23 protein-coding genes, 4 pseudogenes and 1 riboswitch are annotated in these 23,711 nt (G+C 67.7%); of the genes and pseudogenes, 15 read left to right on the top strand and 12 right to left on the bottom strand.

Translation table 11 applies throughout. The annotated features are described in order from the left end of the window. Positions 1 to 45: 45 nt before the first annotated feature. The gene (locus tag ACFVJ3_RS17350; RefSeq protein WP_378453196.1) at positions 46 to 1,650 is read right to left on the bottom strand and encodes an AMP-binding protein; all 1,605 of its coding nucleotides are present in this window, start codon (positions 1,648 to 1,650) and stop codon (positions 46 to 48) included. A 313-nt stretch (positions 1,651 to 1,963) separates the two neighbouring features. On the opposite strand from ACFVJ3_RS17350, the pseudogene ACFVJ3_RS17345 reads away from it, so the two are divergent. The 4 genes and pseudogenes from ACFVJ3_RS17345 to ACFVJ3_RS17330 form a co-directional block, all read left to right on the top strand. Further along, a pseudogene (locus tag ACFVJ3_RS17345) lies at positions 1,964 to 2,209 on the top strand (response regulator transcription factor); the annotation flags it as partial. 487 nt (positions 2,210 to 2,696) lie between these two features. Continuing rightward, the gene (locus tag ACFVJ3_RS17340; RefSeq protein WP_378453195.1) at positions 2,697 to 3,344 is read left to right on the top strand and encodes a transglycosylase family protein; all 648 of its coding nucleotides are present in this window, start codon (positions 2,697 to 2,699) and stop codon (positions 3,342 to 3,344) included. A 67-nt stretch (positions 3,345 to 3,411) separates the two neighbouring features. Beyond that, the gene (locus tag ACFVJ3_RS17335; protein ID WP_007295645.1) at positions 3,412 to 3,699 is read left to right on the top strand and encodes a hypothetical protein; all 288 of its coding nucleotides are present in this window, start codon (positions 3,412 to 3,414) and stop codon (positions 3,697 to 3,699) included. 130 nt (positions 3,700 to 3,829) lie between these two features. After that, entirely contained in the window at positions 3,830 to 4,666 is an 837-nt protein-coding gene (locus tag ACFVJ3_RS17330; protein WP_378453194.1) for an HpcH/HpaI aldolase/citrate lyase family protein, read from the top strand. Here ACFVJ3_RS17330 and ACFVJ3_RS17325 read toward each other — a convergent pair. Continuing rightward, positions 4,663 to 6,072, bottom strand: a complete 1,410-nt coding sequence (locus tag ACFVJ3_RS17325) for an MFS transporter (RefSeq protein ID WP_378453193.1) — start codon at positions 6,070 to 6,072, stop codon at positions 4,663 to 4,665. The genes ACFVJ3_RS17330 and ACFVJ3_RS17325 overlap by 4 nt on opposite strands. A gap of 50 nt (positions 6,073 to 6,122) precedes the next feature. On the opposite strand from ACFVJ3_RS17325, the pseudogene soxR reads away from it, so the two are divergent. Both soxR and ACFVJ3_RS17315 read left to right on the top strand, forming a co-directional pair. Next, positions 6,123 to 6,561 (top strand): annotated as a pseudogene (gene soxR / locus ACFVJ3_RS17320) (redox-sensitive transcriptional activator SoxR). 225 nt (positions 6,562 to 6,786) lie between these two features. After that, the gene (locus ACFVJ3_RS17315) at positions 6,787 to 7,089 is read left to right on the top strand and encodes a hypothetical protein (protein WP_378453192.1); all 303 of its coding nucleotides are present in this window, start codon (positions 6,787 to 6,789) and stop codon (positions 7,087 to 7,089) included. A gap of 54 nt (positions 7,090 to 7,143) precedes the next feature. On the opposite strand, the gene ACFVJ3_RS17310 is transcribed toward ACFVJ3_RS17315, so the two are convergent. The 4 genes and pseudogenes from ACFVJ3_RS17310 to ACFVJ3_RS17295 form a co-directional block, all read right to left on the bottom strand. After that, positions 7,144 to 7,338 carry a hypothetical protein gene (locus tag ACFVJ3_RS17310; protein ID WP_005246414.1) on the bottom strand — a complete coding sequence of 65 codons (195 nt, stop codon included), beginning with the start codon at positions 7,336 to 7,338 and terminating at the stop codon, positions 7,144 to 7,146. Between the two features lie 68 nt (positions 7,339 to 7,406). Next, positions 7,407 to 7,868 (bottom strand): RrF2 family transcriptional regulator, encoded by a 462-nt coding sequence (locus ACFVJ3_RS17305; protein WP_378453191.1) that lies wholly within the window; start codon positions 7,866 to 7,868, stop codon positions 7,407 to 7,409. A gap of 51 nt (positions 7,869 to 7,919) precedes the next feature. After that, positions 7,920 to 8,675 (bottom strand): SDR family oxidoreductase, encoded by a 756-nt coding sequence (locus ACFVJ3_RS17300; RefSeq protein WP_378453190.1) that lies wholly within the window; start codon positions 8,673 to 8,675, stop codon positions 7,920 to 7,922. Positions 8,676 to 8,815: 140 nt separating this feature from the next. After that, a pseudogene (locus ACFVJ3_RS17295) lies at positions 8,816 to 9,133 on the bottom strand (hydroxyquinol 1,2-dioxygenase); the annotation flags it as partial. Here ACFVJ3_RS17295 and ACFVJ3_RS17290 point away from each other — a divergent pair. The 3 genes and pseudogenes from ACFVJ3_RS17290 to ACFVJ3_RS17280 form a co-directional block, all read left to right on the top strand. Beyond that, a pseudogene (locus ACFVJ3_RS17290) lies at positions 9,081 to 9,515 on the top strand (hypothetical protein); the annotation flags it as partial. The pseudogenes ACFVJ3_RS17295 and ACFVJ3_RS17290 sit on opposite strands and share 53 nt — an antisense overlap. Before the next feature lie 103 nt (positions 9,516 to 9,618). After that, positions 9,619 to 10,512: an iron-containing alcohol dehydrogenase gene (locus ACFVJ3_RS17285; protein ID WP_378453189.1), complete on the top strand. Its 894-nt coding sequence runs from the start codon at positions 9,619 to 9,621 to the stop codon at positions 10,510 to 10,512. Next, positions 10,409 to 10,813: an ester cyclase gene (locus ACFVJ3_RS17280; RefSeq protein ID WP_378453188.1), complete on the top strand. Its 405-nt coding sequence runs from the start codon at positions 10,409 to 10,411 to the stop codon at positions 10,811 to 10,813. The genes ACFVJ3_RS17285 and ACFVJ3_RS17280 overlap by 104 nt, the downstream gene beginning before the upstream one ends. A 15-nt stretch (positions 10,814 to 10,828) precedes the next feature. On the opposite strand, the gene ACFVJ3_RS17275 is transcribed toward ACFVJ3_RS17280, so the two are convergent. Beyond that, positions 10,829 to 10,951 carry a hypothetical protein gene (locus tag ACFVJ3_RS17275; protein ID WP_378453187.1) on the bottom strand — a complete coding sequence of 41 codons (123 nt, stop codon included), beginning with the start codon at positions 10,949 to 10,951 and terminating at the stop codon, positions 10,829 to 10,831. 254 nt (positions 10,952 to 11,205) lie between these two features. Here ACFVJ3_RS17275 and ACFVJ3_RS17270 point away from each other — a divergent pair, with 254 nt between their 5' ends. Next, entirely contained in the window at positions 11,206 to 11,526 is a 321-nt protein-coding gene (locus ACFVJ3_RS17270; protein ID WP_378453186.1) for a serine recombinase, read from the top strand. Between the two features lie 31 nt (positions 11,527 to 11,557). Here ACFVJ3_RS17270 and ACFVJ3_RS17265 read toward each other — a convergent pair whose 3' ends face one another. Then, positions 11,558 to 12,331, bottom strand: a complete 774-nt coding sequence (locus ACFVJ3_RS17265; protein ID WP_378453185.1) for a class I SAM-dependent methyltransferase — start codon at positions 12,329 to 12,331, stop codon at positions 11,558 to 11,560. A gap of 145 nt (positions 12,332 to 12,476) precedes the next feature. On the opposite strand from ACFVJ3_RS17265, the gene ACFVJ3_RS17260 reads away from it, so the two are divergent. Continuing rightward, a complete protein-coding gene (locus ACFVJ3_RS17260; RefSeq protein WP_378453184.1) occupies positions 12,477 to 13,304 on the top strand; it encodes an alpha/beta fold hydrolase in 828 nt (275 codons plus the stop codon). On the opposite strand, the gene bla is transcribed toward ACFVJ3_RS17260, so the two are convergent. After that, positions 13,279 to 14,232: a class A beta-lactamase gene (gene bla / locus ACFVJ3_RS17255; RefSeq protein ID WP_378453183.1), complete on the bottom strand. Its 954-nt coding sequence runs from the start codon at positions 14,230 to 14,232 to the stop codon at positions 13,279 to 13,281. The two genes, ACFVJ3_RS17260 and bla, sit on opposite strands and share 26 nt — an antisense overlap. A gap of 146 nt (positions 14,233 to 14,378) precedes the next feature. Between bla and ACFVJ3_RS17250 the strand changes: the two genes are divergently transcribed. Both ACFVJ3_RS17250 and ACFVJ3_RS17245 read left to right on the top strand, forming a co-directional pair. Beyond that, positions 14,379 to 15,272, top strand: coding sequence for a LysR family transcriptional regulator (locus ACFVJ3_RS17250; protein WP_378453182.1), 894 nt, complete (start codon positions 14,379 to 14,381; stop codon positions 15,270 to 15,272). Beyond that, positions 15,269 to 16,177 (top strand): serine hydrolase, encoded by a 909-nt coding sequence (locus tag ACFVJ3_RS17245; protein ID WP_378453181.1) that lies wholly within the window; start codon positions 15,269 to 15,271, stop codon positions 16,175 to 16,177. The genes ACFVJ3_RS17250 and ACFVJ3_RS17245 overlap by 4 nt, the downstream gene beginning before the upstream one ends. A 5-nt stretch (positions 16,178 to 16,182) precedes the next feature. On the opposite strand, the gene ACFVJ3_RS17240 is transcribed toward ACFVJ3_RS17245, so the two are convergent. The 3 genes from ACFVJ3_RS17240 to cobG are packed head-to-tail and all read right to left on the bottom strand — an operon-like array spanning position 16,183 to position 19,466. Beyond that, positions 16,183 to 17,685 (bottom strand): precorrin-2 C(20)-methyltransferase, encoded by a 1,503-nt coding sequence (locus tag ACFVJ3_RS17240; protein WP_378453180.1) that lies wholly within the window; start codon positions 17,683 to 17,685, stop codon positions 16,183 to 16,185. Further along, on the bottom strand, positions 17,682 to 18,308 hold the full coding sequence (locus tag ACFVJ3_RS17235; protein WP_378453179.1) for a precorrin-8X methylmutase: 627 nt from the start codon (positions 18,306 to 18,308) through the stop codon (positions 17,682 to 17,684). The genes ACFVJ3_RS17240 and ACFVJ3_RS17235 overlap by 4 nt, the downstream gene beginning before the upstream one ends. A gap of 24 nt (positions 18,309 to 18,332) precedes the next feature. After that, complete coding sequence (cobG, locus tag ACFVJ3_RS17230; protein ID WP_378453178.1) at positions 18,333 to 19,466, bottom strand: precorrin-3B synthase; 1,134 nt, start codon at positions 19,464 to 19,466, stop codon at positions 18,333 to 18,335. Between the two features lie 6 nt (positions 19,467 to 19,472). Beyond that, positions 19,473 to 19,616, top strand: a riboswitch (cobalamin riboswitch). A gap of 55 nt (positions 19,617 to 19,671) precedes the next feature. On the opposite strand from cobG, the gene ACFVJ3_RS17225 reads away from it, so the two are divergent. After that, positions 19,672 to 23,274, top strand: a complete 3,603-nt coding sequence (locus ACFVJ3_RS17225; RefSeq protein WP_378453177.1) for a cobaltochelatase subunit CobN — start codon at positions 19,672 to 19,674, stop codon at positions 23,272 to 23,274. A gap of 31 nt (positions 23,275 to 23,305) precedes the next feature. Further along, positions 23,306 to 23,707 (top strand): PPOX class F420-dependent oxidoreductase, encoded by a 402-nt coding sequence (locus tag ACFVJ3_RS17220; protein WP_378453176.1) that lies wholly within the window; start codon positions 23,306 to 23,308, stop codon positions 23,705 to 23,707. The last annotated feature ends 4 nt before the right edge of the window (positions 23,708 to 23,711 follow it).

Below are 23,711 nucleotides of genomic sequence, written 5' to 3'. Positions count from 1 at the left end.
GCGGTTTCCGGCGCAGCCGTGACTCACGCGCTGCGTGCGAGACAGTCAGTTCGAGTTTCGGAGTTCGAACTTGAGGACCTTACCGGTCGGGGTACGGGGGAGTTCGAGGGGAAAGACGATCTCGTCGGGGACCTTGAACTTCGCGAGACGTCCGCGGGTGTGCTCGGCGAGTTCCTCTGCCGTGACGGAGGCCCCTTTCTTCACGATGACGAATGCCTTTGGCCGCTCACCCCACTTGGGATGTGGGACACCGACGACCGCGACGTCGAGTACGGCGGGATGCGTCATCATCGCCTGCTCCACCTCGATGGTCGAGATGTTCTCGCCGCCGGAGATGACGATGTCCTTCGCGCGGTCCTTGAGCTGGATGTAGCCGTCCGGGTGCATAACGCCGAGATCGCCGGTGTGGAACCAGCCGCCCGCGAACGCTTCCGCGGTGGCCTCCGGGTTGCGGTAGTAGCCGAGCATCACGTTGTTGCCTCGCAGAACGATCTCGCCCATGGTCTCGCCGTCCGCCGGGACGTCGTTCATCTGCGTGTCGACGACGCGGGCGTTCTCGGCCTGCACCATGCCCACGCCCTGCCGGGACAGCAGGGACGCGCGTTCCTCGACGGTGCGCTCGCTCCACGACTCCTGGTACTCGCAGATCGTGTACGGCCCGTAGACCTCGGTCAGCCCGTACACGTGGACGACGGTGACGCCGATCGCCTCCAACTGGGCGATCACCGTCGGTGACGGCGGTGCCGCGGCGGTGGTGATCCGCAGGGCGTCGACCGGATGTGCCTGGGGCGCTTCGGCAATGGTGGAGCACACGGCGGGAGCGCCGCACAGGTGAGTGACCCCGAGGGTGTCGATGGCGTCCCAGATCGAGTCGGCACGCACCGCGCGCAGACAGATGTGGGTGCCGGCGGCCTGCGTGACCGCCCACGGGGTGCACCAGCCGTTGCAGTGGAACATCGGCAGCGTCCACAGGTATTTGGTGGACCCGGTGAAGCCGTTGTGGAACGTCTCGCCGAGGGAGTTGAGGTAGGCACCGCGGTGCGTGTACATCACGCCCTTCGGTTTCCCGGTGGTTCCGGACGTGTAGTTGATCGCGATCACCTGCTGTTCGTCGTCGACGCCCCAGTGCAGCGGGGTGTCGTCCACGTCGTCTGCGGCCGCGAGGAAGTCGGCGTACATCCCGGTCACGATCCCCTCCGGAACCACCGGCCGCGCGATCGTGGAGTCGGGGATCTCGATTACTTCGCGCAGACTCGGTACGGCGTCGCGGGCAGTCGCGACGGATCCGACCAGTTCGGAGTCGACGAACAGCAGGCTCGTCCCGGAGTGCTCGAGGATGTACTCCAGTTCGCGGCCCGCCAGCCGCGAGTTCAGCGCGATGAAGACGCCGCCCGCGAGGGGCACCGCAAAGTGGGCGAACAGCATCTCAGGGGTGTTCGGGCACAGGAATGCGACGCGGTCGCCGGGCTCGATCCGGCTCCGCAGGACACGGGCGAGTCTCTCGACCTCGCCGCCGAACTCGCGGTAACTGTAGCGGCGGTCGCCGTGAATGACAGCGACCCGGTCCGGGAACACGCTCGCCGAGCGCTCGAGGAAGCGCAGCGGGCTGAGCGGTGTGTGGTTCGCGGTGGAGAGGGTCGGTCCGGACACTGGAAACCTCCGATATGTGGTGAGACTGCTGTGACGGGCGACACACTGCCAAGCTGACGTTATTGAACGTCACGCCGGCACCGCTACCCTCCGAAGTGGGTTGCCGGTATCAGAGTGCCAGTGAACGACACCTCGAGACCCAGCGACAACGACGCGATCCGCGCCGAACTGCGCGGCCTGCGGCGGCAGACCGACTTCCGGTGCTGTTCGGAGGCATCGTCGAGGGCAGGCATCTCACGCTGTCCGGCCTCGTGGGAACGCGGAGCTCGGGCACAGGCTCGGCGACGACGGTCTCGGTGCCGAGGTGCAGGCGGTCGAGCAGCGGTTGCGCCGACTCACCGCGCCCGACGACCCGGCACCGACGGTGACACTGTCGCGGCGTGAGAGTGACGTCTTGGCGCACGTGGCGCCGGGGTGCCGCAATGCCGAGATCGCCGACCGGCTGTCGCTGAGCGTCGAGACCGTCCAGTCGTACATGCGTAATCTCATGGGCAAATTGGAGGTACGCAGCAGGCAGGAAGCTGTCGTGGAGGCTCGGCGACAGGGTTTGCTTCCCTGATCTGTCACCGTCTCGGTAATGATTCCGAGATGCCTTGCGTTCGAAGCCTGTCAACTCGTTCGGATGAGACATCCGTGCAGGCTGCCGCCACGACAATGGCCCGCGGAGGGTGCGTCGTGCGAGGGTCGTGTCGAAATCGAGACCACTTCGCGGAGCGGGAATGGATGAGCCGCTGCGGCATTCACGAGTCGGTTCAGCGCGTTACAGAATTGTCACGACATGACGTCGAAACGGTATCGAAACCTCAGAACAGCACAATTTTCACTCTCGTTTCTCAATAGTCGAACATCCGTACCTTGTTCATGCCGTGTGAATTTCGGGAGGAGGCCACGTTCGGGGGCCCGCCGCTGCAGATCTGCCGACGCGGGTTCGTAATCCCGACACCTTCGAGGCGCGGGACGAGGCACCGAAAGGGATGGCCGGGCCGACAACCGAGGCGTTGTCACCGGCACGCCGCGTCCGCAAGCGCGGAGAGGATTGAGCCAGCATGACCACTCGCAACATGGAGAAGCACACCCTCGGCTGGATCGCCCTGATCGGCGCGGTCGTCACCGTTCTGCTCGGGCTGGGCGCCGGAACCGCCGGCGGCGCACCGCACGACTGGGAAGAAGTCGCCGAGTGCGAAAGCGGCGGCGACTGGACCACCGACACCGGAAACGGGTTCTACGGCGGACTGCAGTTCACACCGGAAACCTGGAAAGCCAACGGTGGAACGGGAGAGGCCTCGGAAGCCAGTCAGGCCGAGCAGATCCGGGTCGCCGAGAACGTCCTGAAAACTCAGGGCCCCGGCGCGTGGCCCGTGTGCGGCCAGTACCTGAAAAAGGGCGGCACTGCGCCCGTCGAGGTACCCCACACCACGCCGGCACCTGCTCCGGCCATCGAAACTCCTGATCCTGTCGAGACGCCTGACCTCGTCGAGACTCCGGACGCTGTGGAGACTCCGGACGCTGTGGAGACACCGGATGCCATCGAGACGCCCGCGCCTGTCGAAGCGCCTGCGACCGTCGAGGATTCCGCCGCGGTGAATGCGGCCGTGAAGGCGGCGGCCCAGGAGGCGCTGGACAGCGCCCGCGAGCTTGCCGAGCGAAACGGGTCGGGTCAGGTGTTCGAGGAGAGGGTCGCGGCTCCCCGGTAACGTCCGACGGTTCTTGTGCGAACTAATCACACAGAACTGTCGTGTCGTCGCCTACGAAGGAGCTCTCGTGCAGAAGAAGTCCGCTCGGCGTACCGCAGCATTGGTCGGGATCCTGTCCGCGCCCCTCGTCCTCGGGGCCACCGTGGGTGCCGGTACCGCGAGTGCCGAACCCTGGCACATCGGACCCGTCTACCGTGCCGAGACGTCCGGCGAAGGCGCTGAGTACTTCTGCGGGAAGGCGGCGGCGCTCGAACAGACGTCGGGTGTCGTGATCGTGCCGTGCACGTTCGATGAACCGACCAACGTCTGGTACCGCGTCGTCTTCAACCCGGCCTCCTGGGGCTTCGACTTCTGAGGTGGACCGCAGGGATCGGAGCCACACCTGACGAAGCGGTGACCGGCCACCGGCGCCGCACTCCGCTTCGTCGAGTGCGTCGCCTCCCGGCCGAGCGCAGACTCCTCGGTATGGCCGAGGGAAAAGCAGAATGAGTGTCGAGACAGTCCAGCGCAGCGAGGTCGACCTCGCAATGGCGCGGAGTTGGCTTCTGGTTCCTGCAGTCGGGTGCGAGGTCCTCGCGGCGGCGGCTGCGTCCGGCGCCGACGCGCTGATCATCGACCTCGAGGACGGCTTGCCGTTCGCGGCGAAAGACGAGGGGCGCGCGTGCACGGCCGAGTGGCTCGCACGGAATGCGGGTTGGGTGCGGATCAACGACGCGACCACCTCGCACTGGCAGCGCGACCTCGACGCGATCCGCAGTGTGCCCGGACTTCGCGGGCTGATGCTGTCGAAAACCGAAGCGCCCGAACAGGTGCGGGCTACCGCCGCCGAGATGCCCGGTGTTCCGGTGGTCGCCCTCGTCGAGTCCGCGGCTGCGATCGTGGCCGTCGACGACATCGCTCGCACCGCTCCCGTCTCTCGACTAGCGTTCGGGATCGGCGACTACTGCCGCGACACCGGTGCGGGGCGAACTCCGATGGCGTTGGCGTACGCCCGATCCCGGCTCGTCAATGCGAGCCGGGCAGCCCGGATCGGAGCCCCGATCGACGGGCCGACGCTGTCGCGCGACGCCGACGTCGTCCGGGACGACACGCGACTGGCCCGCGAGATGGGGATGACCGGAAAACTGACCCTTGCGACTGAGCAGGTGCCGGTGATCAATACCGCGTTGGCACCCGACGCCCACGACATCTTGTGGGCCGAAACGACGATCGAGCGTCTGGGTGCGGATGGTAGCCGCGTCACTCACGGCGGGCATCTGCCGCAGCTCGCCCGTGCCCATGACATTCGCCGTCGCGCAGACCACTTCGCGTCTCGAGCCTAGGACGGTCGGGCGACCTCGCGTTCGGCCTGCCGGGTCGCGCGATAGGCGGTGAATACGCCGGCTGCCGCGATGACGCCGAGGCCGAGGAAGAGCACTCGTGCGGAGGTGAGGGCCGAGGGTGCACCGAGGTTGACCAGCACACCGGCGACCGCGGACCCGACGGCCATGGCGATCAACTCGACCGTGTTGAGCCCGGCCGCGGCCTTGGCCCCTTCCTGTTCGTCGTCGGTGCTCCGCATGGCGGCGACCATCAGGTGAGGGAAGGCGAGGCCGATCCCGGCACCCGCGGCGGCCAGGGCGCCCGCCCACAGTATGACCACGCCCAGTCCGGCGTCGTCACGCCAGAGGGCCGCGGTGAGGAGCAGGCCTGCCGCGAGGACCAGCGGTCCGGCGATCTTCGCCGCCCTCTGCGCACGCGCGCGGGAGATGTCGGAGCTGAAGATCATGGTCACCGACCATCCCACCGACATCATGGCGCCGAGGAACCCCGCGGCGATCGGCACCAGTCCGGCGAGCCGTTGACCGAACAGGGGTGTGAAAGCCTCCGAGACGGTGCCGGACGCGAGCACCGCGATGGTGAGGTAGATCCACTTCAGCGACGACGCCCGGGTGTACGTCGACTGCGGTAGCACTCGGCGTGGTGATCGCCGCTCCCAGGCCAGGAAGAGAACGATGATCGCGGACCCGACCGCGATCAGGACCAGCATGTGGGTTCGGTTGCCGAGGATGCCCGCCACGCTGATCGCGATCGTCGCGAGGGTGAGCAGCACGAGTGACGTGGCAGGCACGGGTTCTCCGCCACGCACACGCTCGGTGCGCGGCAACGCCCGGGGCGCGATCGCTGCGATGGCGGCCGCGACCACTGCCAGCGCGACGAACGCGAGACGCCACTGGCCGAGCTGGGCGAACAGCCCACCGATCGCCGGTCCGGCGAGAGTTCCGACGCCCCACATCGCCGAGACCAGCGCGGTCGCGCGCGCCCACAGATGTTCCGGTAGCGCCTCGCGCAGTACGGCGTAACTCAGTCCCGCGAGCAGGCCCCCGCCGAGCCCCTGGACCGCACGCCCGACGAGGAGGACCTCCATCGACGGGCTGAGGGCGCTGATCATCGTGCCGACAAAGAACGGAGCCAGTGCGAACATATACGCACCGAGCGCGCCGCGATGTGCGAGCAGCCGGCTGACGGTCATCGACGAGATCACCGACGCCACCATGAAGACGGTCGCGCTCCACGCGTACAGCGATTCGCGCCCGAGTTCGCCGATGGCGGTGGGCAGCAGGCTCGTCGTCAGGAAGATGTTGACGGCATGCAGTCCGACGCCGCCGGCGAGGACGGCGGAGGTGGAGCGGTAGCGGGGTCCGAGCAGTTCGGACCAGCTGGCCGGTGACGGGGCGGTCGTTGTCATGCACACCACGCTAAAATCTCGAGTGGACTCGAGGTCAAGGGGCTGATGTGATGTCTTTGGATCCGAAGGATCTGCTGTCGGTGGGGGAGGTGTCCCGTCGGACCGGTGTGGCCGTCTCGGCGCTCCACTACTACGAGCAGCTCGGACTGATAGCGTCTACGCGGACGTCCGGAAATCAACGCCGGTACGAACGCCACATGCTCAGGCGGATCTCGCTGATCGTGGTGGCCAAACGGCTCGGGATTCCACTGGCGGACGTGGGAGCGGTGTTCGAGACGCTCCCGGCGGACCGGATGCCGTCGATCCGCGACTGGCAGCGTGTCGAAGCTGTGGCGAGTGCAGCTCGAGGATCAACGCAAGCGAATCGAGCGCCTCGAACACGAGCTCACCGGATGCATCGGGTGTGGTTGCCTGTCGATGAAGGCGTGCTATCTGCTCAACCCCGAAGACCAACTCGCTGTAGAGGGTTCGGGTCCGAATCGGCTCTGAACGGATTGCGGTCGATCCCGGGACCGGTGCGGATCCTGCTGAGTGTGGGGCACCATGCCGGTTCCCGGCAGTCGGTATGTCGCGATCGATCTCCGTAAGGGTGGGGTGATTCCACTCCGGGGGTGCCGCAAAGGCCCCCGAGGGTTGGTTCAGTTCGGGCGCTGGAGTGGGCAGAGTTGTACCTGTCAACGAAGCACTATCCCACCACCCCTCTGGAGATACTGAATGATCAACGCCCGCCGCACCATTGCCGCCATCGCTTTCGCTGCTCTCCCTGTCCTGAGCGCCATCGGGGCGGCGTCCGTCGCTCATGCCGAGCCGATCGGCCCGAACGGCCCCACCGGTGGCCCGTGCCCGATCGTGAACACGGACTCGCAGGGCAATGAGACAGTGACCTACGGCAAGCCCGGAGACCGCAACGGCGCCCTGGTATGCGGTGCGGACGGTGAATGGACGGTGGGCAAGGCCGGCGGTTTCAAGGGCGGTCCCGGACAGATTCAGACTCAGCCCGGACTCTCACGCGGGTAAGCAGGGCATGAACCCGTTGGGTTGAACCTTTTCGGCGGGGCATTGACGGACGGGTCAGAGGTATTCGTGGCGGTGTCCGCATTCGAGGCCGTCGGGGGCCGATCGTGGGCATCGATTCATGCAGTGGAAGACGCGATACCGCTTGCCCGGGGGCAGCGACGCGAAGCCCGCATGAGCGTCCTTGATTTCGTATCCGATAGGACCGCGGCAGAACGAACAGGTCTTGGTCTCGTCGGTTCCGGTCTCCATCCATCGATCGTAGGGCGGATCTCGAATGAGAAGACAGGAATTTCGCGTCCCGCCTGCCGCGGGTGACCTCACGTCGTGGACGTCGCCAAGATGTGTCTGAGGACGGCGAGGTCGATTGTCGCACCGAGGTCCGCAATGGTCACACCGGATAGTGATGCGCGCCAAGCTGTTTCGGCGTCCGCCATGACTCTCGCGATGCCGCACGCAGAGCGGCACTGCTCTGGAGGGGCGGCGAGCACTCCTTGCCGGCGGATTTCGGTGCACCGGAAGGCGGGCTCGGTTCCGTCGACGGCCTGGACGACGTCGAGGACGGTGATAGCCTCGGGCGCGCGGGTCAGGACGTATCCGCCGTCGCGGCCCTCGGTGGGGTGGACGAGGCCGGCACGTGCGAGCGACTGCAGGTGCTTGGCGAGGTACGTCTTCGACACACCGTGCAGTTCGGCCAGCCGGGTCGTGGGTACCGGGCTCTCTGCCTGGCTGAGGACTACGCAGCAGTGAAGTGCCCACTCCACACCACCGGACAGCTTCATGGCCACGACTCTATTCACACCCCTGTGTCGGTGTTGCGGGGTGGTGTTGCGTCATCGTTTCAGGTGTTCGCGCAACCACTCGTCCAGCGTGGTCGGTGCGATCCAGGCGTTGGCGCCAGGGGTCGGAGTGATCGCAGCGTCATCGAGTTTGGCGCCGAAATAGCCGGCGTCGGGGTCGGTCGTCACGGTTCGCTGGTCGCCGGTCGAGGCGAACAGCCGTCGGACGAGTTCATCGATTCCGAGCGGTTCAGGTCCGGCGATCTCGACCGTGCCGCCCAACGGCGCACCGACGGCGACTTCGGCTACACGGGTTACGACGTCGTGCGAGGCAATCGGCTGGAGCTGTGCCGGGGTCGCATGAACCGTGTCGCCGACAGCGCCTGCGTCGGCGATGCCGGCGATGAACTCGAAGAACTGCGTCGATCGCACGATCGAGTAGGGGACGGGGCCGGACTTGACCAGATCTTCCTGGGCGACTTTGGCGCGCATGTATCCGGAGTCGGGGAGCCGGTCGGCGCCGACGATGGACAGGATGACATGGTGCCCGACGCCGGCGGCCTCTTCGGCGACGAGCATGTGGTTCGTCGATTCGCGGAAGAATGCCATGACGTCGTCGTCTTCCCATGACGGCGAGTTGGTGAGGTCCACTACGACGTCGGCGCCTTCCACAGCCTCCGCGACTCCCTTGCCGGTGGTGGTGTCGATACCGTCGCCGCGACCGAGTGCCGCGACGTCGTGTCCGGACTCCCTCAGCTTCGACGCGACCTGACTCCCGATGAGTCCAGTTCCGAAAATGACGATCTTCATGCCCGTCTCCTTAACTTGGATTGCTATTGTCCTAGTTTACTCGGACGGTAGGTATCCGAGTCAAGGTTTGTGTACGTTCTGTGTGCCGGACGGGTCGGGTGGGCCTCGTCGTCCTTCTTGATGCAGGTATGTATTCAGGGTCAGCAAGAATCAAACTGTTCTGGTGCAAGAACTATGTCGAAATCGCATCGATACCAGGTCCGATCGCCGATGTGGCGCCCATCGGGGGTGGGTGTGCCTGGGAGTTGCTCCACGAAGTTCTTGATCAGGGAGTCCTTCACACCGAACACGCTGTCCCCGCGTTCGAGTTGCGGGTCACCCGCGACAAAGATGTGCGTGACGAGGGTCCGCAGGCCATCCGCGGTGACCATGAAGTGAAGGTGCGCGACCCTCATCGGTGATCGGTTGGTCGCCGCCAGCATCTTTCCCTGCGTTGCATCGTCATCAACCGGACAAGGTAGAGCGGCGTGCCGAGCAACCACGCTTGGACTACTGGTCGGTGCAGTGACGTTTGACCGGCACCCGTCGACAATCCTTTCCCCGGGACGTCAGCCCGCCGTGCTGACCAGTCTCGACCGCAAATTCGGGCTGCAAGCCGACTGCGGCCTCGACTTCGTCCTTGCGCTCCCCATGAGCCCTTTCCTGCTGCAGACCTCTGCCGAAGATTTCGCGACTGATCTGCTCGCGACTCGACTGCGCGCGCGGTCGGTGTCCGTCGGAGCCAACTTCCGCTACGGATATCGCGCAGCAGGCAACACCTCGACCCTCGACGCAACCGGCCGCAGGTTGGGATTCGAGGCCCGAAAAGTCGACTTACTCAACATCGCCGGAGGCCCAGTCTCCTCGACACGCATACGTCGAGAGGTCACTGCGGGCCGGGTGCGCTCCGCGAACGCAGTGCTCGGCCGCTCTCACAGTGTCGAGGCAGTTGTCTCGGCAGGTTATGGCAGGCGGGCGGCCGCTCGAACCTGCCCCGAGAGCGCGAAGCCGAACGTCGACGCCCATCTACGGGCTCACCAGCGGAACGGGCAAGAAGACCGCCCGCGATCGTGCGGCTCTGCCGAAGATCGTCGTCTACGACCCGCAGCTCCTGACCGCGTTGCCCGCCTCGATCGTCGGTCCCAGCGGGATGAACGCCTTGGCCCACTGCGCCGAGGCATTGTGGGCGACGAACCATGACCCGATCACCGACGCACTGGCTCTCGATGGTGCGGGCCGACTCCAGCGTTTCCTGCATCGGGCGTACACCACAACCGACCCTGCACCCCGTGGGGAGGTTCTCATCGCCGCCTGCCTCGCCGGCGTCGCGCTGGGCACGGTGGGCACCAGTGTGCATCACGCGTTGTGTCATCTCTTCGGAGGAATGTGCGACGCCCCCCACGCCGAAACCCACGCGATCGTCCTGCCATACATCATCCGGTACCTGCAACCGGCGATCCCCGATATCATGGCGCGTTTGGCCGAGGCGATGAAGTGTGACCCGGCGAAACTCGCTGACAATGTCTGGTCGCTGGCCCGGTCGGTCGGCACACCGACAGGACTCCGAGCCATCGGCGTCACGCGGGACCAGATCGATGCAGTCGCGGAAGCGGCTGTGGCCGAGAAACTTGTCAGTCCTCGGCCGCTGGATCTGCAACCGATCCGCTCGCTCCTCCACGATGCGTGGAACGGAGAGTCGGAGGGCACACAGTGTGCGCAACGTCGAAGATTGCCAACCAAAGGAGACACTTCTCATGGCCTTACTCACCCAGCTCGTGACCGATCTGTACACGGCATACAACAACCACCGCCCCGCGGACGCCGCAAAGCTTTACGCTCCGCTATGTCGGCATCGTGATATCGCAGTCGGCGCAGACCACCGCACACCGGAGCGGATCGCCGCTGGTCTCGTTGGGCTCTTCGCAGCATTTCCCGACGTGCAGTGGAACCTCGATGAAATTCTCATCAATGAAAACCGTGCGGCGGTGACCTACCGACTATCCGGTCATCTGAATGGCCGCTTGGGCTCGTACGAGCCGAAAGGGCAAAGCCTATACTTGGCCGGAGTGCAGCTGCTGGAAGTGAGAGGCAACCACATCATTTCCAGCACCGACTATTGGGACGGTGGTGCCCTTCATCGCCAACTGAGCAAGTCGTGAACCTTCAATGCGATTTCAGCCCTTCCGCTTTCGGATGATCTCAGTCGACTCCAGGGCCTTCGCCCGCTTCTCCGCCCGGCGCTCTTTGAGGGCGCGTGCGGACTGTTTCGAACTCTTGACGGCGGATTTGTCAGCCATTGTCGCTCCATCTTCGGAAGTGGCAACCACGAACTGATCCCGACCATACCCAGGAAAGTAGATAAGTCCACTCGGCACCTGGCACGGCCAGGACCACACGAGCGCCGAGTCGCCGGGCCGCGACCGTCGTGCCGCGGTGGATTTGGAACTTCGTGAGATCCCAAGAACCGCAGGAAAGCTCACGAACTTGCTTATTCCTTGCCGGTGGCTATGGTGCATGCAAGCATCAACGGCATCTACCGGAGGACTGAAATGTGAATGCAGCTACCGATCGTCAATGGGCGGTTCGTGACGCTGTTCTGGGTTGGCTTCTCGCGAAGGCGACGGAAGGGTACCGAAGTCCGATTCTGGACGCGGAGGCCATCGGGGAGGCGGTCGGCTGGGCGCCTGCGCCCTTGACCCGGGACGAAGTGGCCGATGCGTCGAATTACCTCTACAGGGAAGGGTATGTGACGGGCGTGCCGGTCATGGGTATCGGGATTCCACGCCCGATGTTGACTGTGGCCGGGCGGCGCGTCGCCAGGGCAGAGAGGCCTCTGCGCCGCGCGATGTGCGGTCACGACATCGTCAGCTAGCAACAACTCGCTCCGTCAGTCGACGCACCATCTATTGCCTCACCCCCGCAGTCAAGAGCAAGGTTCGGTACGGGTACACGAGACAGCCTTCGCCGGTATCGGTGATGGCCGTGTGGATCGCTGCGAGCAATTTTTCCCGCTGATCAGGTTGTAGCAAAACGTGATTGGACTGCGTGCGCATCAGACCGGTGTAGCTTTCGGCGTCGTACGATTTCGTCCAGTTATAGGTGCGGGACGCCCACGGAGTGAAGCCGGCAGCCGGCGCGGCCTGCTCCTCGGTGTCGGGTTGCAGGCGCGACGCGGCGCGGCGATCGAGTTCGGGGGCGTATTCGGCGTAGGCGTCATCGATGGCGTCCCAGGTGGGACCGGACAGGTCGCGGGGCCGGTTCCACCACAGGCATAGCGAACCGCCTTTCCGGAGAGCCCGGGCTGCGACGGCCGCGCCGCGCTGCGGATCGACCCAGTGCCACGACTGGGCGGCGACGACGAGGTCGTATGCGGCGGCCGCGACGGAGCAGTCCTCGAAAGCGGACTCCTGCACCTCGACACTCCAGCCCTGGGTGCGCCGCCTGGCGACGGCGGCCATTGCAGGATCGGGTTCGATCGCGAGAACCGACGCCCCGCGCTGCGCGAGGCCGAGCGTTGCCCGACCGGTACCGGCACCGGACTCGAGAACCCGGCCGGCGGGCGCGAGGGAGAGCACGTCGTCGTAGAGGGCATCGGGGTAGCCGGGCCTCCACCGGTCGTACAGCTCGGCTACCTGCCCGAAGCTCCGCGCCCGCCGTTCGCGTTCGTCGTTTCTCACATCCCGAACCTACGTCGACCGGGGCGTCGTCGGGTGTGCGTTCGTTCCTCTGGACGAAGGCCCCGACGACCTCGGGACGAAGACCGGCGACCCCGCGGGTGAAGAGGTGAAGCGAAGGTTCCACCGCTGATGGCACACTGCGGGTGTGGAGCTCTCACAGACGTTCGAATGGCGTGGCAGATCGGTGGCGTGGGACAGGTTCGGGGACGGTCCTGCGGTGGTGATGTGCCACGGGACACCGTGGTCGTCGCAGCTGTGGTGGCCGTTCGCACGCGCGCTCGCTGCCGAGTTCTCGGTCTACCTGTGGGACATGCCCGGATACGGGCAGTCGTCGAAGGACGGCGCCCACGACGTCGATCTCGGTGTGCAGGGTGAACTCCTCGCCGACCTCCTCCGGCATTGGAACCTCGACGCACCCCATGTCGTCGCCCACGACTACGGGGGCGCCGTCTCGCTTCGCGCCAATCTCGTGCACGGTGCCCGGTACGCCTCGCTGGCCCTGGTCGACGTGGTTGCGTTGCGGCCGTGGGGCTCGGACTATTTCCGGCTCGTCGCGGAGAACGCCGACGTGTTCGCCGCGCAACCGGCAGCGGTGCACCGGGGTGCTCTCGAGGCCTACATCGCGGGCGCGACCCACCGCGGCCTGACCCCCGCTCAGATGGCTCTCCTGACCGCGCCGTGGCTGTCGGAGGAGGGTCAGGTCGCGTTCTACCGGCAGATCGCCGAGGCCGACGAGCGATACACCGACGAGATCCAGGATCGGTATGCGTCGATCGACATTCCTGTCGCGGTCGTGTGGGGGAGGGACGACGCCTGGATCCCCGTCGACCGAGCCGAGGAACTCGCGCGCCTCGTTCCGGGTTCGACGCTCGAGGTCATCGACGGCGCCGGGCACCTGATCCAGTTCGACGCTCCCGTCGAACTGGCGGTGTCTCTGCACAGATGGCTCACGGCGCAGTCAAGCCCTCGATGACGGTCGCGGTGGTGTCGGCGATCGCCTGGTTGTTTCCCTGCGCACCTTCCTGATTCGTGAGGCTGTCGGTGAGGATGGCGAGGACGACGGGGGCGCCGTCCGGACTCCACGCGACACCGGCATCGTTGGCGGTGCCGAACCCGCCGCCACCGGTCTTGTCGGCGGCAGTCCACCCGGCCGGCAGACCGGCGCGCATTCGCTTGTCCGACGTCTTGCTCGCCCGCATCCACTCGAGAAGCTGATCGCGGCTCGCCGCGTCGAGCGCGTCTCCCAGGAGCAGCGCCCGGAAGCCCTGTGCGAGGCCGTTCGGAGTCGTCGTGTCCCGGGGATCGTCGCGGAATGCGGTGTTGAGTTCGGTCTCCCACCGGTCCAGTCGCGTGCTCCCGTCGCCGACGTCCCGGGCGAGGGCTGTGACCGCCTGCGGACCACCGATCTCCCGGAGCAGGTAGTTCCCGGCAGTGTTGTCGCTCTGCGTCAGGGCTGCTTCGGCGATCTGCCCCAAGGTCATCGGGGTGCCGACCGCTGCGGCAGTGACCGGCGAGTTCTCGACGAGGTCGCCGGGTTCGATCACGACCGTCTTGTCGAGTGACGTCGACCCGTCCTCGGTCTTGCGCAGAACCGCGGCCGACGCGTAGGCCTTGAACGTCGAGCACATCGCGAACCGTTCGTCGCCCCGGTGGCTGTAGACCTCGCCGGTCGCGGGATTGACGGCCGTCACTCCGATCCGTGTGGAGTACTGCGCCTCCAGGGCGTCGATCGTCGCGTCGAGGGACCGGCGATCCGGTACCGCAGCCACCGACGTCGTGGGCTGGGCGTGCTCCGCGGTGGCGGTGCACGCCCCGAGCAGTAAGGGCAGCGCCAGCGCGAGAGCGACGGCACCTCGACGACCGGTGCGCCTGGGCTTCGGATGATTTCGGTGTGTGGGCATGGATCCAATGTCGGATGCGGACACTCATAGCGCAAAGACGAAAGCGGCGTCGTCGCGAGTCGGGTGCGCTATCACCCCAGTTCAGGGCAACGTTTTGTGCCCGGAAACGGTGACGTGGCCAGATGGGGACGGTCGGAACTGGTTCAATGGTCGCCATGGATCTGCTCCGCCACCTGAGTTTCTTTGTCGCCGTTGCGGAGGAGGGACATTTCGGCAACGCCGCATCCCGGCTCGGGATGACGCAACCGCCGCTGTCACAGGGCGTGCGGCGGCTCGAACAGCGACTCGGCGCGGAGCTGGTTCAGCGCAGTGCCCGAGGAGTCGGGCTCACCGACGCCGGACGCCAATTGCTCCCGCGTGCTCGGCTTCTCGTCGCCGACGCGGCCCGATTCGAGGACGAGGCGCACCGCATCGCCGGTGGTCGCGACAGGGTGGTGCGATGGGGTGTCCCGCACTCGGTGGCCGACGGTGTGGTGGTTCGGTGTGTCCGTGCCCTTCGCGACGCGGACGAGACCCGGCCCACCCGGGTAGTGACGACTACGGCGTCCACCACCGAACTCGTGGACGCCGTCCGCACGGGCAGTCTCGACGTCGCCGTGGTCGAACATCCAGCTCTGCTCACCGGTCTCGACAGCGGGCCGGTGCTGAAGCTTCGGCGCTGGGTGGTGGTGCCGGACGACCACCCGGCCGCAGTCGCGAAGAAGGCACAGGTCCGGATGCTGCGCGGGCTGGCGCTGGCAACCGGTCCACGCTCGGACAATCCGCCTGCCCACGATTTGTTCGTCGACGTGTGGCGGGCCCGGGGTGTGGACCCGGACATCGAGGTCGCACCGGGTCCGCGAGAGATTCTCACGCATGTGGCCGCCGGCGGTCATTTCGGAGTGACGGCGACGGCACCGACGGTGATGCCCGGTGTGGCCTGGGTCGATCTGCTGCGCGAAGACGTCGCGCTGCGCCTGCGCATCGTGTGGCGCTCGGGGGCCGACGTGGCACCGTCCGCTGCCGCCCTCGACCGGGTGCTGCTGCGGGCCGATCGATGACCCCGTCGGCGGAGAAGCGGATCCGTGACGTCTTCGCCGACGCCGGGTGCACCGGATGGCTGCACGCCCGCCGCGTCGGCCCCCCGATCGACGCCGGGGGTGACATCGCGGTCGGCGCGGACGACCTCGTGGTGCTGGCATCGGTCTACAAACTTCCGCTGCTCGTCGCCCTGTGCCGCGCTTTCGAATCCGGGGAGTTGTCGCCGACCGCGACCGTCCGGGTCAGCCCGGCCGACTGCACCCCGGGGCCGACCGGGGTGTCGACGTTCCGTGACCCAGTGGTGCTGAGCTGGCGGGATCTGGCGCTGTCGATGATGACCGTGTCCGACAACGCCGCCGCCGACCTCGTTCTCGGGCAGGTGGGACTGGAGAGCGTCGAGCAGGCGCTGTCCGAGCTGGGCATGACGAGCACGCGCATCATCGGCGGCACAGCGGATGCGCACCGCAGTCTGGTGATCGACGCCCACGCGCATACCACCGCCGAAGCATTCGCGGCACTCGCCGACAACGACGAGGCGTGGACGGTGTCCGCCTACGACCCGTCGTATGCGAGCGCGACGACTCCACGGGAGATGACCTCGCTTCTCGACGCGATCTGGACCGGACGGGCGGTGCCCGGACCGCAGGGCGAGTTCGTCCGGCACGTGATGTCCGCGCAGATCTGGCAGCACCGCATCCGGTCCGGGTTCCCGTACTCCGAGGTGGACGTCGCCGGGAAGACCGGGACCATCGGCGCCATCCGCAACGAGGTGGCCGTCGTGACGTTTCCCGGTGAGACTCCCGTCGCGGTCGCCGTCTTCACCCGTGCCGCCCGAACCGACCCCGTGCTACCGGTGGTCGATGCCGCGATCGGGCACGCCGCCCGGATCGCGGTGACCGAACTCCGCTCCGGCCGCGTCGAGTGAGGTACTCAACCCGGATAACGTCGGGGCGTGAATACCCGGGTCCCGTGCTCGTTCTCGACGACGGTCGTCATGGAGGAGCCCACGATGAGCAGGCACCGCATGTCGATCTCGGCCGGGTCGAGGTCCGCGAGCCGCACGACCCGCACCGACTCCTGCGCGCCGGCCACGTCGCGGCCGATGATCACCGGGGTGTCGGGGGAACGGTGCTCGAGAACCAGGTCGCGCATCGCGGCGACCTGCCAGGTGCGTGACTTCGACGCGGGGTTGTAGACGGCGAAGGCCATGTCGGCGCTCGCGACCGCGGAGATGCGCTGCGCCACCACGTCCCACGGCTTGAGCCGGTCCGACAGGGACAGGACGGCGTAGTCGTGCCCGAGGGGTGCGCCGACCCGGCTCGCCACGGCGTTCGCGGCGGTCATACCGGGCAGGACGCGCACGGGAACGCCGCGCCACTGCTCCTCGGCCGCGACTTCGAGCACCGCGGCGGCCATCGCGAACACACCCGGATCACCGGACGACACGACGGCGACGCGGGCCCCGTTCTTCGCCAGGTCGAGTGCCATCGCGGCGCGTTCGGCCTCGACGCGGTTGTCGCTGGAGTGGCGGCGCTGACCGGGACGTTCGGGGACCCGGTCGATGTAGGGGCCGTAGCCGACGATGTCGGTGGCGAGTGACAGTTCGTGCTGCACTTCCGGTGTCGTCCATGCCTGATCGCCGGGACCGAGCCCGACGACGACGAGTTCACCCTTCGGTGCCGCGTCGTCGCGGCGTGCGTTCGACGGGCTGGGCACGATGGCGATCGAGAAGTAGGGGACGTCGCTGTCCGCGACGTCGTCCGCGGCGTCGATCTTCTGCCGGGTCGTGCTGGCCCGCTCGACGTACCATGTCTCGTCGATGCGGCCGGAGTCCTTCAACGCCTGCCGGACGGCCGGGTAGGTGCGTCCGAGTTTCAGGATGGCGGCGGCGTCGGTCTCCCGCAGGCGCCGCGTCAGCTCGCCGCGCGGCAGCGTTCCGGGCAGGACGGTGAGGATTTCCTCGCCCTCGACGAGCGGCATCGCCAGCGCGGCGGAGGCGGCGCTGATCGACGTGACCCCGGGAATCACCTCCGCCTCGAAGCGGTGCGCGAGCCGCTTGTGCATGTGCATGTAGGAGCTGTAGAACAGCGGGTCGCCTGCGGCGAGGAGCGCCACCGAGCGGCCGGCTTCGAGGTGGGCGGCGAGTCGCTGCGACGCCTCCTCGTAGAACTCGTCCATCGCCCCCTGGTATCCGCCGGGGTGGTCGACGGTCTCGGTGGTGACGGGGTAGACGAGATGCTCCTCGATCTGGCCCTCACGCAGGTACGGCGCCGCGACCGCGCGGGAGATGCTCTTGCCGTGCCGGGCGCTGTGAAACGCCACCACATCGGCCTCGGCGATGACCCGCGCGGCCTTGACCGTCACCAGTTCCGGGTCACCCGGTCCGATACCGACGCCCCACAGTTTGCCGGTCACCCGCTCTTCGGAGCTCATTCGACTTCGCTCGCAATCGCATTCAGCGCCGCAGCCGTGATGGCACTGCCACCCCGGCGGCCGCGGACCAGCAGATAGTCGAGTCCGCTCGGGTGCTCGATCAGCGCTTCCTTCGACTCCGCCGCACCGATGAAACCGACCGGACCGCCGACGATCGCGGCAGGCCGGGGTGCGCCGGATTCGATCATGTCCAGGAGGTAGAACAACGCGGTCGGGGCGTTGCCGATCGCGACGACGGCACCCTCGAGTTTGCTGCCCCACAATTCGAGGGCGGCTGCCGAACGGGTGTTCCCGATCTGCTCCGCCAGCACCGGGACCCGGGGGTCGCGCAGCGTGCAGAGCACCTCGTTGTCCGCGGGGAGACGCTTCCGGGTCACGCCGGCGGCGACCATCTGCGCGTCGCACAGGATCGGGGCGCCGCCCGCCAGCGCCGCGCGGGCAGCCTTGACGACACCGGGGGTGAACGCGACGTCGTCGACGAGGTCGACCTGACCGCTCGCGTGGATCATGCGGACCACGGCCTGCGAGACGTCCTCGGGAAAGGCACTGAGATCCGCCTCGGCGCGGATCGTGGCGAAGGACTGGCGGTAGATCTCCGCGCCGTCTCGGATGTACTCGATCATTCGCTCACGATAGAGGCACCGCGGTCACGGCTCCTCAACCCGGTAACCCGTCTCCGTGGCGACGACGTCGGCGACCTCACCCTTGGGCCGCCCGCAGCACCGCTCGCAGCCCGACCAGTGCTGTCGGCCCTCCACCGGGAGTTCGCCGCTCGCGACGGCGTCCCGCGCGTCGGCCCGCACATCGGCGAGCGCTTTCTCGCAGCCGGGTTGCCCGGTGCAGGCGCTGACGTTCAGCCACGGTGAGTTCTCGTCGAAGATCAGGCCCATCGGGGCGAGGACCCGCACGATCTGCTCGGCGGACCACTCGTCGAGATCGCACAGCAACACCGACTTCCAGGGCGTGACGATCACCGGCTTCTCGACCGCGGCGAGGAACTCCGCCAGCCGGGCGTCGAGGGTCCCGAACGCGAGACCGCCGCCGAGGGTCACGGTGCCGTCCGGTTGGTCCAGCCATCCGATCGGTGGCCGATGCTCGTCGAACCCGCTCACCGGGTCGGCGGTCGGTGCGAGCGCCAATGCCGACAGGGTCCGTTCGGCACCGTCGGCGATCTCGGACAGCCGCCAGTGCTGATCGCGCAGTTCCAGGAAGACGCGGGCGGCGTCGAGGAGCACCGTCACCGATTCCGTCGTCGTGACCCGGGCGCCGCTGTCGCGACCGGCGAGAACCAGGGCGACCTCCGTCTCGCTCACCGCATGGACGCCGAAATCGCCGCCGAGCGCCGAGACGTCGCCGCGCCCGTCGTCGAGGGTGAACAGGGTGCGGCCCGGCAGGTCCGCCAACGCGGAGTCCGCGCACAACGTCCGATCGAGTTCGTCGACCAGATCCCGAAGGTCCGCGAGACCACCGATCCGGCCGGTCAGCGGTGAGACGAGGATGTTGCGGACCCGTTCGTGCGTCTCCGACGGCAGGAGGCCCGCGTCGGCGAGGCGGCGGGCGAACTCCTGCGGGTCGCGGACCGCCCGCAGTTGCGCGTTGCCGCGGGAGGTCAGTTCGATCTCGCCGCTCCCGAGGTCGCGGGCCGATTCCGCGAGGGTCTGCAGCTGGGGAGAGGTCAGCACACCTCCGGGGAGGCGCACCCGGGCGAGCGCACCGTCCGCGGCCTGGTGGACCTGCAGCGCGCCGGGGCATGCATCGGGGCGGGAACGGGAGTCGACCATGGTCCCAGGTTACGTCCGGCCCCAGGTAGCATCACCAGCACTTGCGGCAGCAGGAGAGGAAGCCGGTGAAAATCCGGCGCGGTCGCGCCACTGTGAGCTCGCCGAAACCGGTGGGCGAGCCAGACCCTCACCTGCCGTCCTCCGACCTACGGTTCCGCACGGGACCACTGCCACGGGGCGCGACACCCCCAGGAAGGCTCCACACGTGATCCTGCTGCTCTCCACCTCCGACACCGACCTGCTCAGCGCACGCGCCAGCGGGGCGGACTATCGCTGGGCCAACCCGGCCCGGCTGCTGGTCGAGGAGGATCTGCCGGGGCTGCTCCACGGCGCCGACCTGGTCGTGGTGCGCATCCTCGGCGGCCGCCGGGCGTGGGAAGAGGGCCTCGCCGCGGTCCTGGCCAGCGGACTGCCCGTGGTGGTCCTCGGCGGCGAGCATGCCCCGGACGCCGAACTGATGGAGTGCTCGACCGTCACCGCCGGTGTCTCGGCGGAGGCACACAACTATCTCGCCGAGGGCGGCGCCGACAACCTCGCCCAGCTGCATCACTTCCTGTCGGACACCGTGCTGCTGACCGGTCACGGTTTCGAGGCGCCGGTCCACCTGCCGAGCTGGGGTGTCGCGCCGTTCGCTCCCGATGCGAACCCGGAGCGCCCCACAATCGCCGTTCTCTACTACCGCGCCCAGCACCTGGCCGGGAACACCCGCTACATCGAGGCGCTGTGCGACGCCGTCGTGGCGGCTGACGGCACTCCGCTGCCGATCTTCTGTGCGTCGCTGCGCACCGCCGAGCCGGAATTGCTGAACACGCTGCGCCGGGCGGACGCGATGGTGGTCACCGTGCTCGCCGCCGGCGGCACCAAGCCGGCCGGCGTCTCGGCCGGTGGCGACGACGAGGCGTGGGACGTCGCCGCTCTGGCCGCGCTGGACGTGCCGATCCTGCAGGGACTGTGCCTGACCAGCAGCCGTGAGTCGTGGGAGTCCAACGACGACGGATTGTCGCCGCTCGACGTCGCCACCCAGGTCGCGGTCCCCGAGTTCGACGGCCGGCTGATCACGGTGCCGTTCTCGTTCAAGGAGATCGACGCCGACGGTCTCTCCACCTACGTTCCCGACGCCGAGCGCGCCTCCCGGGTGGCGGGCATCGCCGTCCGGCACGCCCGACTCCGGCACATCCCCGCATCCGACCGCCGGATCGCTCTGATGCTGTCGGCGTACCCGACGAAGCACGCCCGCATCGGCAACGCCGTCGGTCTCGACACCCCGGCCAGTGCCATCAGGTTGCTCACCGAGATGCGAGCCGCCGGATACGACCTGGGCCCCGCGGACGGGCCGGACTCAGTGCCCGGTCTCGCAGCCCAGGACGGCGACGCGCTGATCCATGCCCTCATCGCCGCCGGCGGCCAGGACCCGGACTGGCTGACCGCGGAACAGCTCGAGGGCAACCCGATCCGGATCTCCGCCGCCCGCTACCGCGAGTGGTTCTCGGCGCTGCCCGCGGAACTGCGCGAGGGCGTCGAGGAGCACTGGGGACCGGCGCCGGGCGAACTGTACGTCGACCGCTCGCAGGATCCCGCCGGTGAAATCGTCATCGCCGCAATGCAGTTCGGGAATCTCGTGCTGATGGTGCAGCCGCCGCGCGGATTCGGGGAGAAGCCGGTCGCGATCTACCACGACCCGGACCTGCCACCGAGCCACCACTACCTCGCCGCCTACCGGTGGATCGCCGCGGATGCCGCCGCCGGCGGTTTCGGCGCCGACGCCGTTGTCCATCTCGGCAAGCACGGCAACCTCGAATGGCTGCCCGGCAAGACACTCGGCATGTCCGCGTCGTGCGGCACCGACGCCGCGCTCGGCGACCTGCCGCTGATCTACCCGTTCCTGGTCAACGATCCGGGGGAGGGCACGCAGGCCAAGCGCCGCGCCCACGCGACGCTCGTCGATCACCTGATCCCGCCGATGGCCCGCGCCGAGAGCTACGGCGACATCTCGCGACTCGAGCAGCTCCTCGACGAGCACTCGAACATCTCCGCGCTCGACCCGTCCAAGCTGCCGGCCATTCGCCAGCAGATCTGGACGCTGATGCGCGCCGCGAAGATGGACCACGACCTCGGACTGCAGGAACGTCCCGACGAGGACGTGTTCGACGACATGCTGCTGCACGTCGACGGCTGGCTGTGCGAGATCAAGGACGTCCAGATCCGTGACGGCCTCCACATCCTCGGTGCGGCCCCCCGCGACGACGCCGAGGTCGAACTGGTGCTCGCGATGCTGCGCGCCCGGCAGATGTGGGGCGGCGAGCAGAACGTCCCCGGACTCCGCGAGGCGCTCGGCCTCAGCGAGGACGGCGACGAATCCCGTACCCGCGTAGACGACATCGAGCAGCAGGCGCACGCACTGGTGCAGGGCATGCACGACGCCGACTGGGAACCGGACGCCGCCGACACGCTCACCGCCGACGCCACCGTCGCGAAGATTCTCCGTTTCGCCGCCACCGAGGTGGTGCCCCGGCTGCGGGAGACCGACAACGAGATCGCGCAGGTGCTGCACGCACTCGACGGCGGCTTCATCGCCGCCGGGCCGAGCGGTTCGCCGCTGCGCGGGCTGATCAACGTGCTCCCGACGGGCCGCAACTTCTACTCCGTCGACCCGAAGGCCGTACCGTCCCGGCTCGCCTGGGAGACCGGCCAGGCGATGGCCGAATCGTTGCTGGACCGCTACAAGTCCGATCACGGAGAGTGGCCGCGCTCGGTGGGTCTGTCCGTGTGGGGCACGTCCGCAATGCGCACCTCCGGAGACGACATCGCCGAGGTCTTCGCGCTCCTCGGTGTGCGTCCGGTGTGGGACGAGGCGAGCCGCCGCGTGGTGAACCTCGAGGTGATCGACCTCGAGGAACTGGGCCGGCCGCGTATCGACGTCACGGTCCGGATCAGTGGCTTCTTCCGTGATGCGTTTCCCCACGTCCTGGCGTTGCTCGACGACGCCGTCCGGCTCGTCGCCGCGTTGGACGAACCGGCGGAGAGCAACTTCGTGCGCGCACACGCGCAGGCGGATCTCGCCGAGCACGGCGACGAACGGCGGGCGACCACCCGCATCTTCGGGTCGAAGCCGGGCACCTACGGGGCCGGACTGCTGCAGCTGATCGACTCCAAGAGCTGGCGCGGCGACGCCGACCTCGCCGACGTGTACACCACGTGGGGTGGTTTCGCGTACGGCCGCGGACTCGACGGCGCACCCGCCGCCGACGACATGCGGACCGCATACCGGCGAATTACCGTGGCGGCCAAGAACACCGACACCCGCGAACACGACATCGCCGACGCCGACGACTACTTCCAGTACCACGGCGGAATGGTCGCGACCGTGCGGGCGCTCACCGGGAAGTCGCCCGAGGCATACATCGGCGACAGCACCCGACCCGAATCGGTGCGTACCCGAACCCTGTCGGAGGAGACGTCCCGGGTGTTCCGCGCCCGCGTCGTGAACCCGCGGTGGCTCGAGGCGATGCGCCGCCACGGCTACAAGGGTGCGTTCGAGATGGCGGCCACCGTCGACTACCTGTTCGGATACGACGCCACCACCAACGTCGTCGCCGACTGGATGTACGAGAAACTCGCCGAGTCGTACGTGCTGGACGAGCAGAACCGCAAGTTCATGGAACAGTCCAATCCGTGGGCCCTGCACGGCATCGCCGAACGCCTCCTCGAGGCGGCGGAGCGGGACATGTGGGAGCACCCCGAGCAGCAGACCCTCGACGGCCTGCGGCAGGTGTACCTCGAGACCGAAGGCGAACTCGAAGGGGACTGACCAACCGCCCTGCTCCGCAGTTCGGTCTAGCATGGGCCCGGTGACCACAGAATTCGACCGGGTGTCGTCCGCGAAGTATGTCCTGCTCACCACGTTTCGGAAAGACGGCACCCCGGTGGCGACGCCGCTGTGGGCCGCCGCCGACGGGGACCGTCTGCTGATGTGGACGATCACCGACTCCTACAAGGTCAAACGCATCCGCCGCAACCCTGAGGTGACGGTGGCCGCGTGCGACGCTCGCGGCAAGCCCAAGGGCCCCGAGGTTTCCGCCCGCGCCGTCATCCTCGACGCCGCCGGCACCGATCACACGCGGGACGTGATCGCCCGCAAATACGGCATCCTCGGCTGGCTCACGATGAAAGGCAGCCTCCTGCGCCGAGGCAAGACCGGCACCATCGGCCTCGCCGTCACGGCCGACGACCGGCGTGGGTGACCGG

Source organism: Rhodococcus sp. NPDC127593, assembly GCF_042671975.1.
Classification (GTDB): Bacteria; Actinomycetota; Actinomycetes; order Mycobacteriales; family Mycobacteriaceae; genus Rhodococcus_F.
This window is presented reverse-complemented; position numbering and strand designations above follow the sequence as displayed.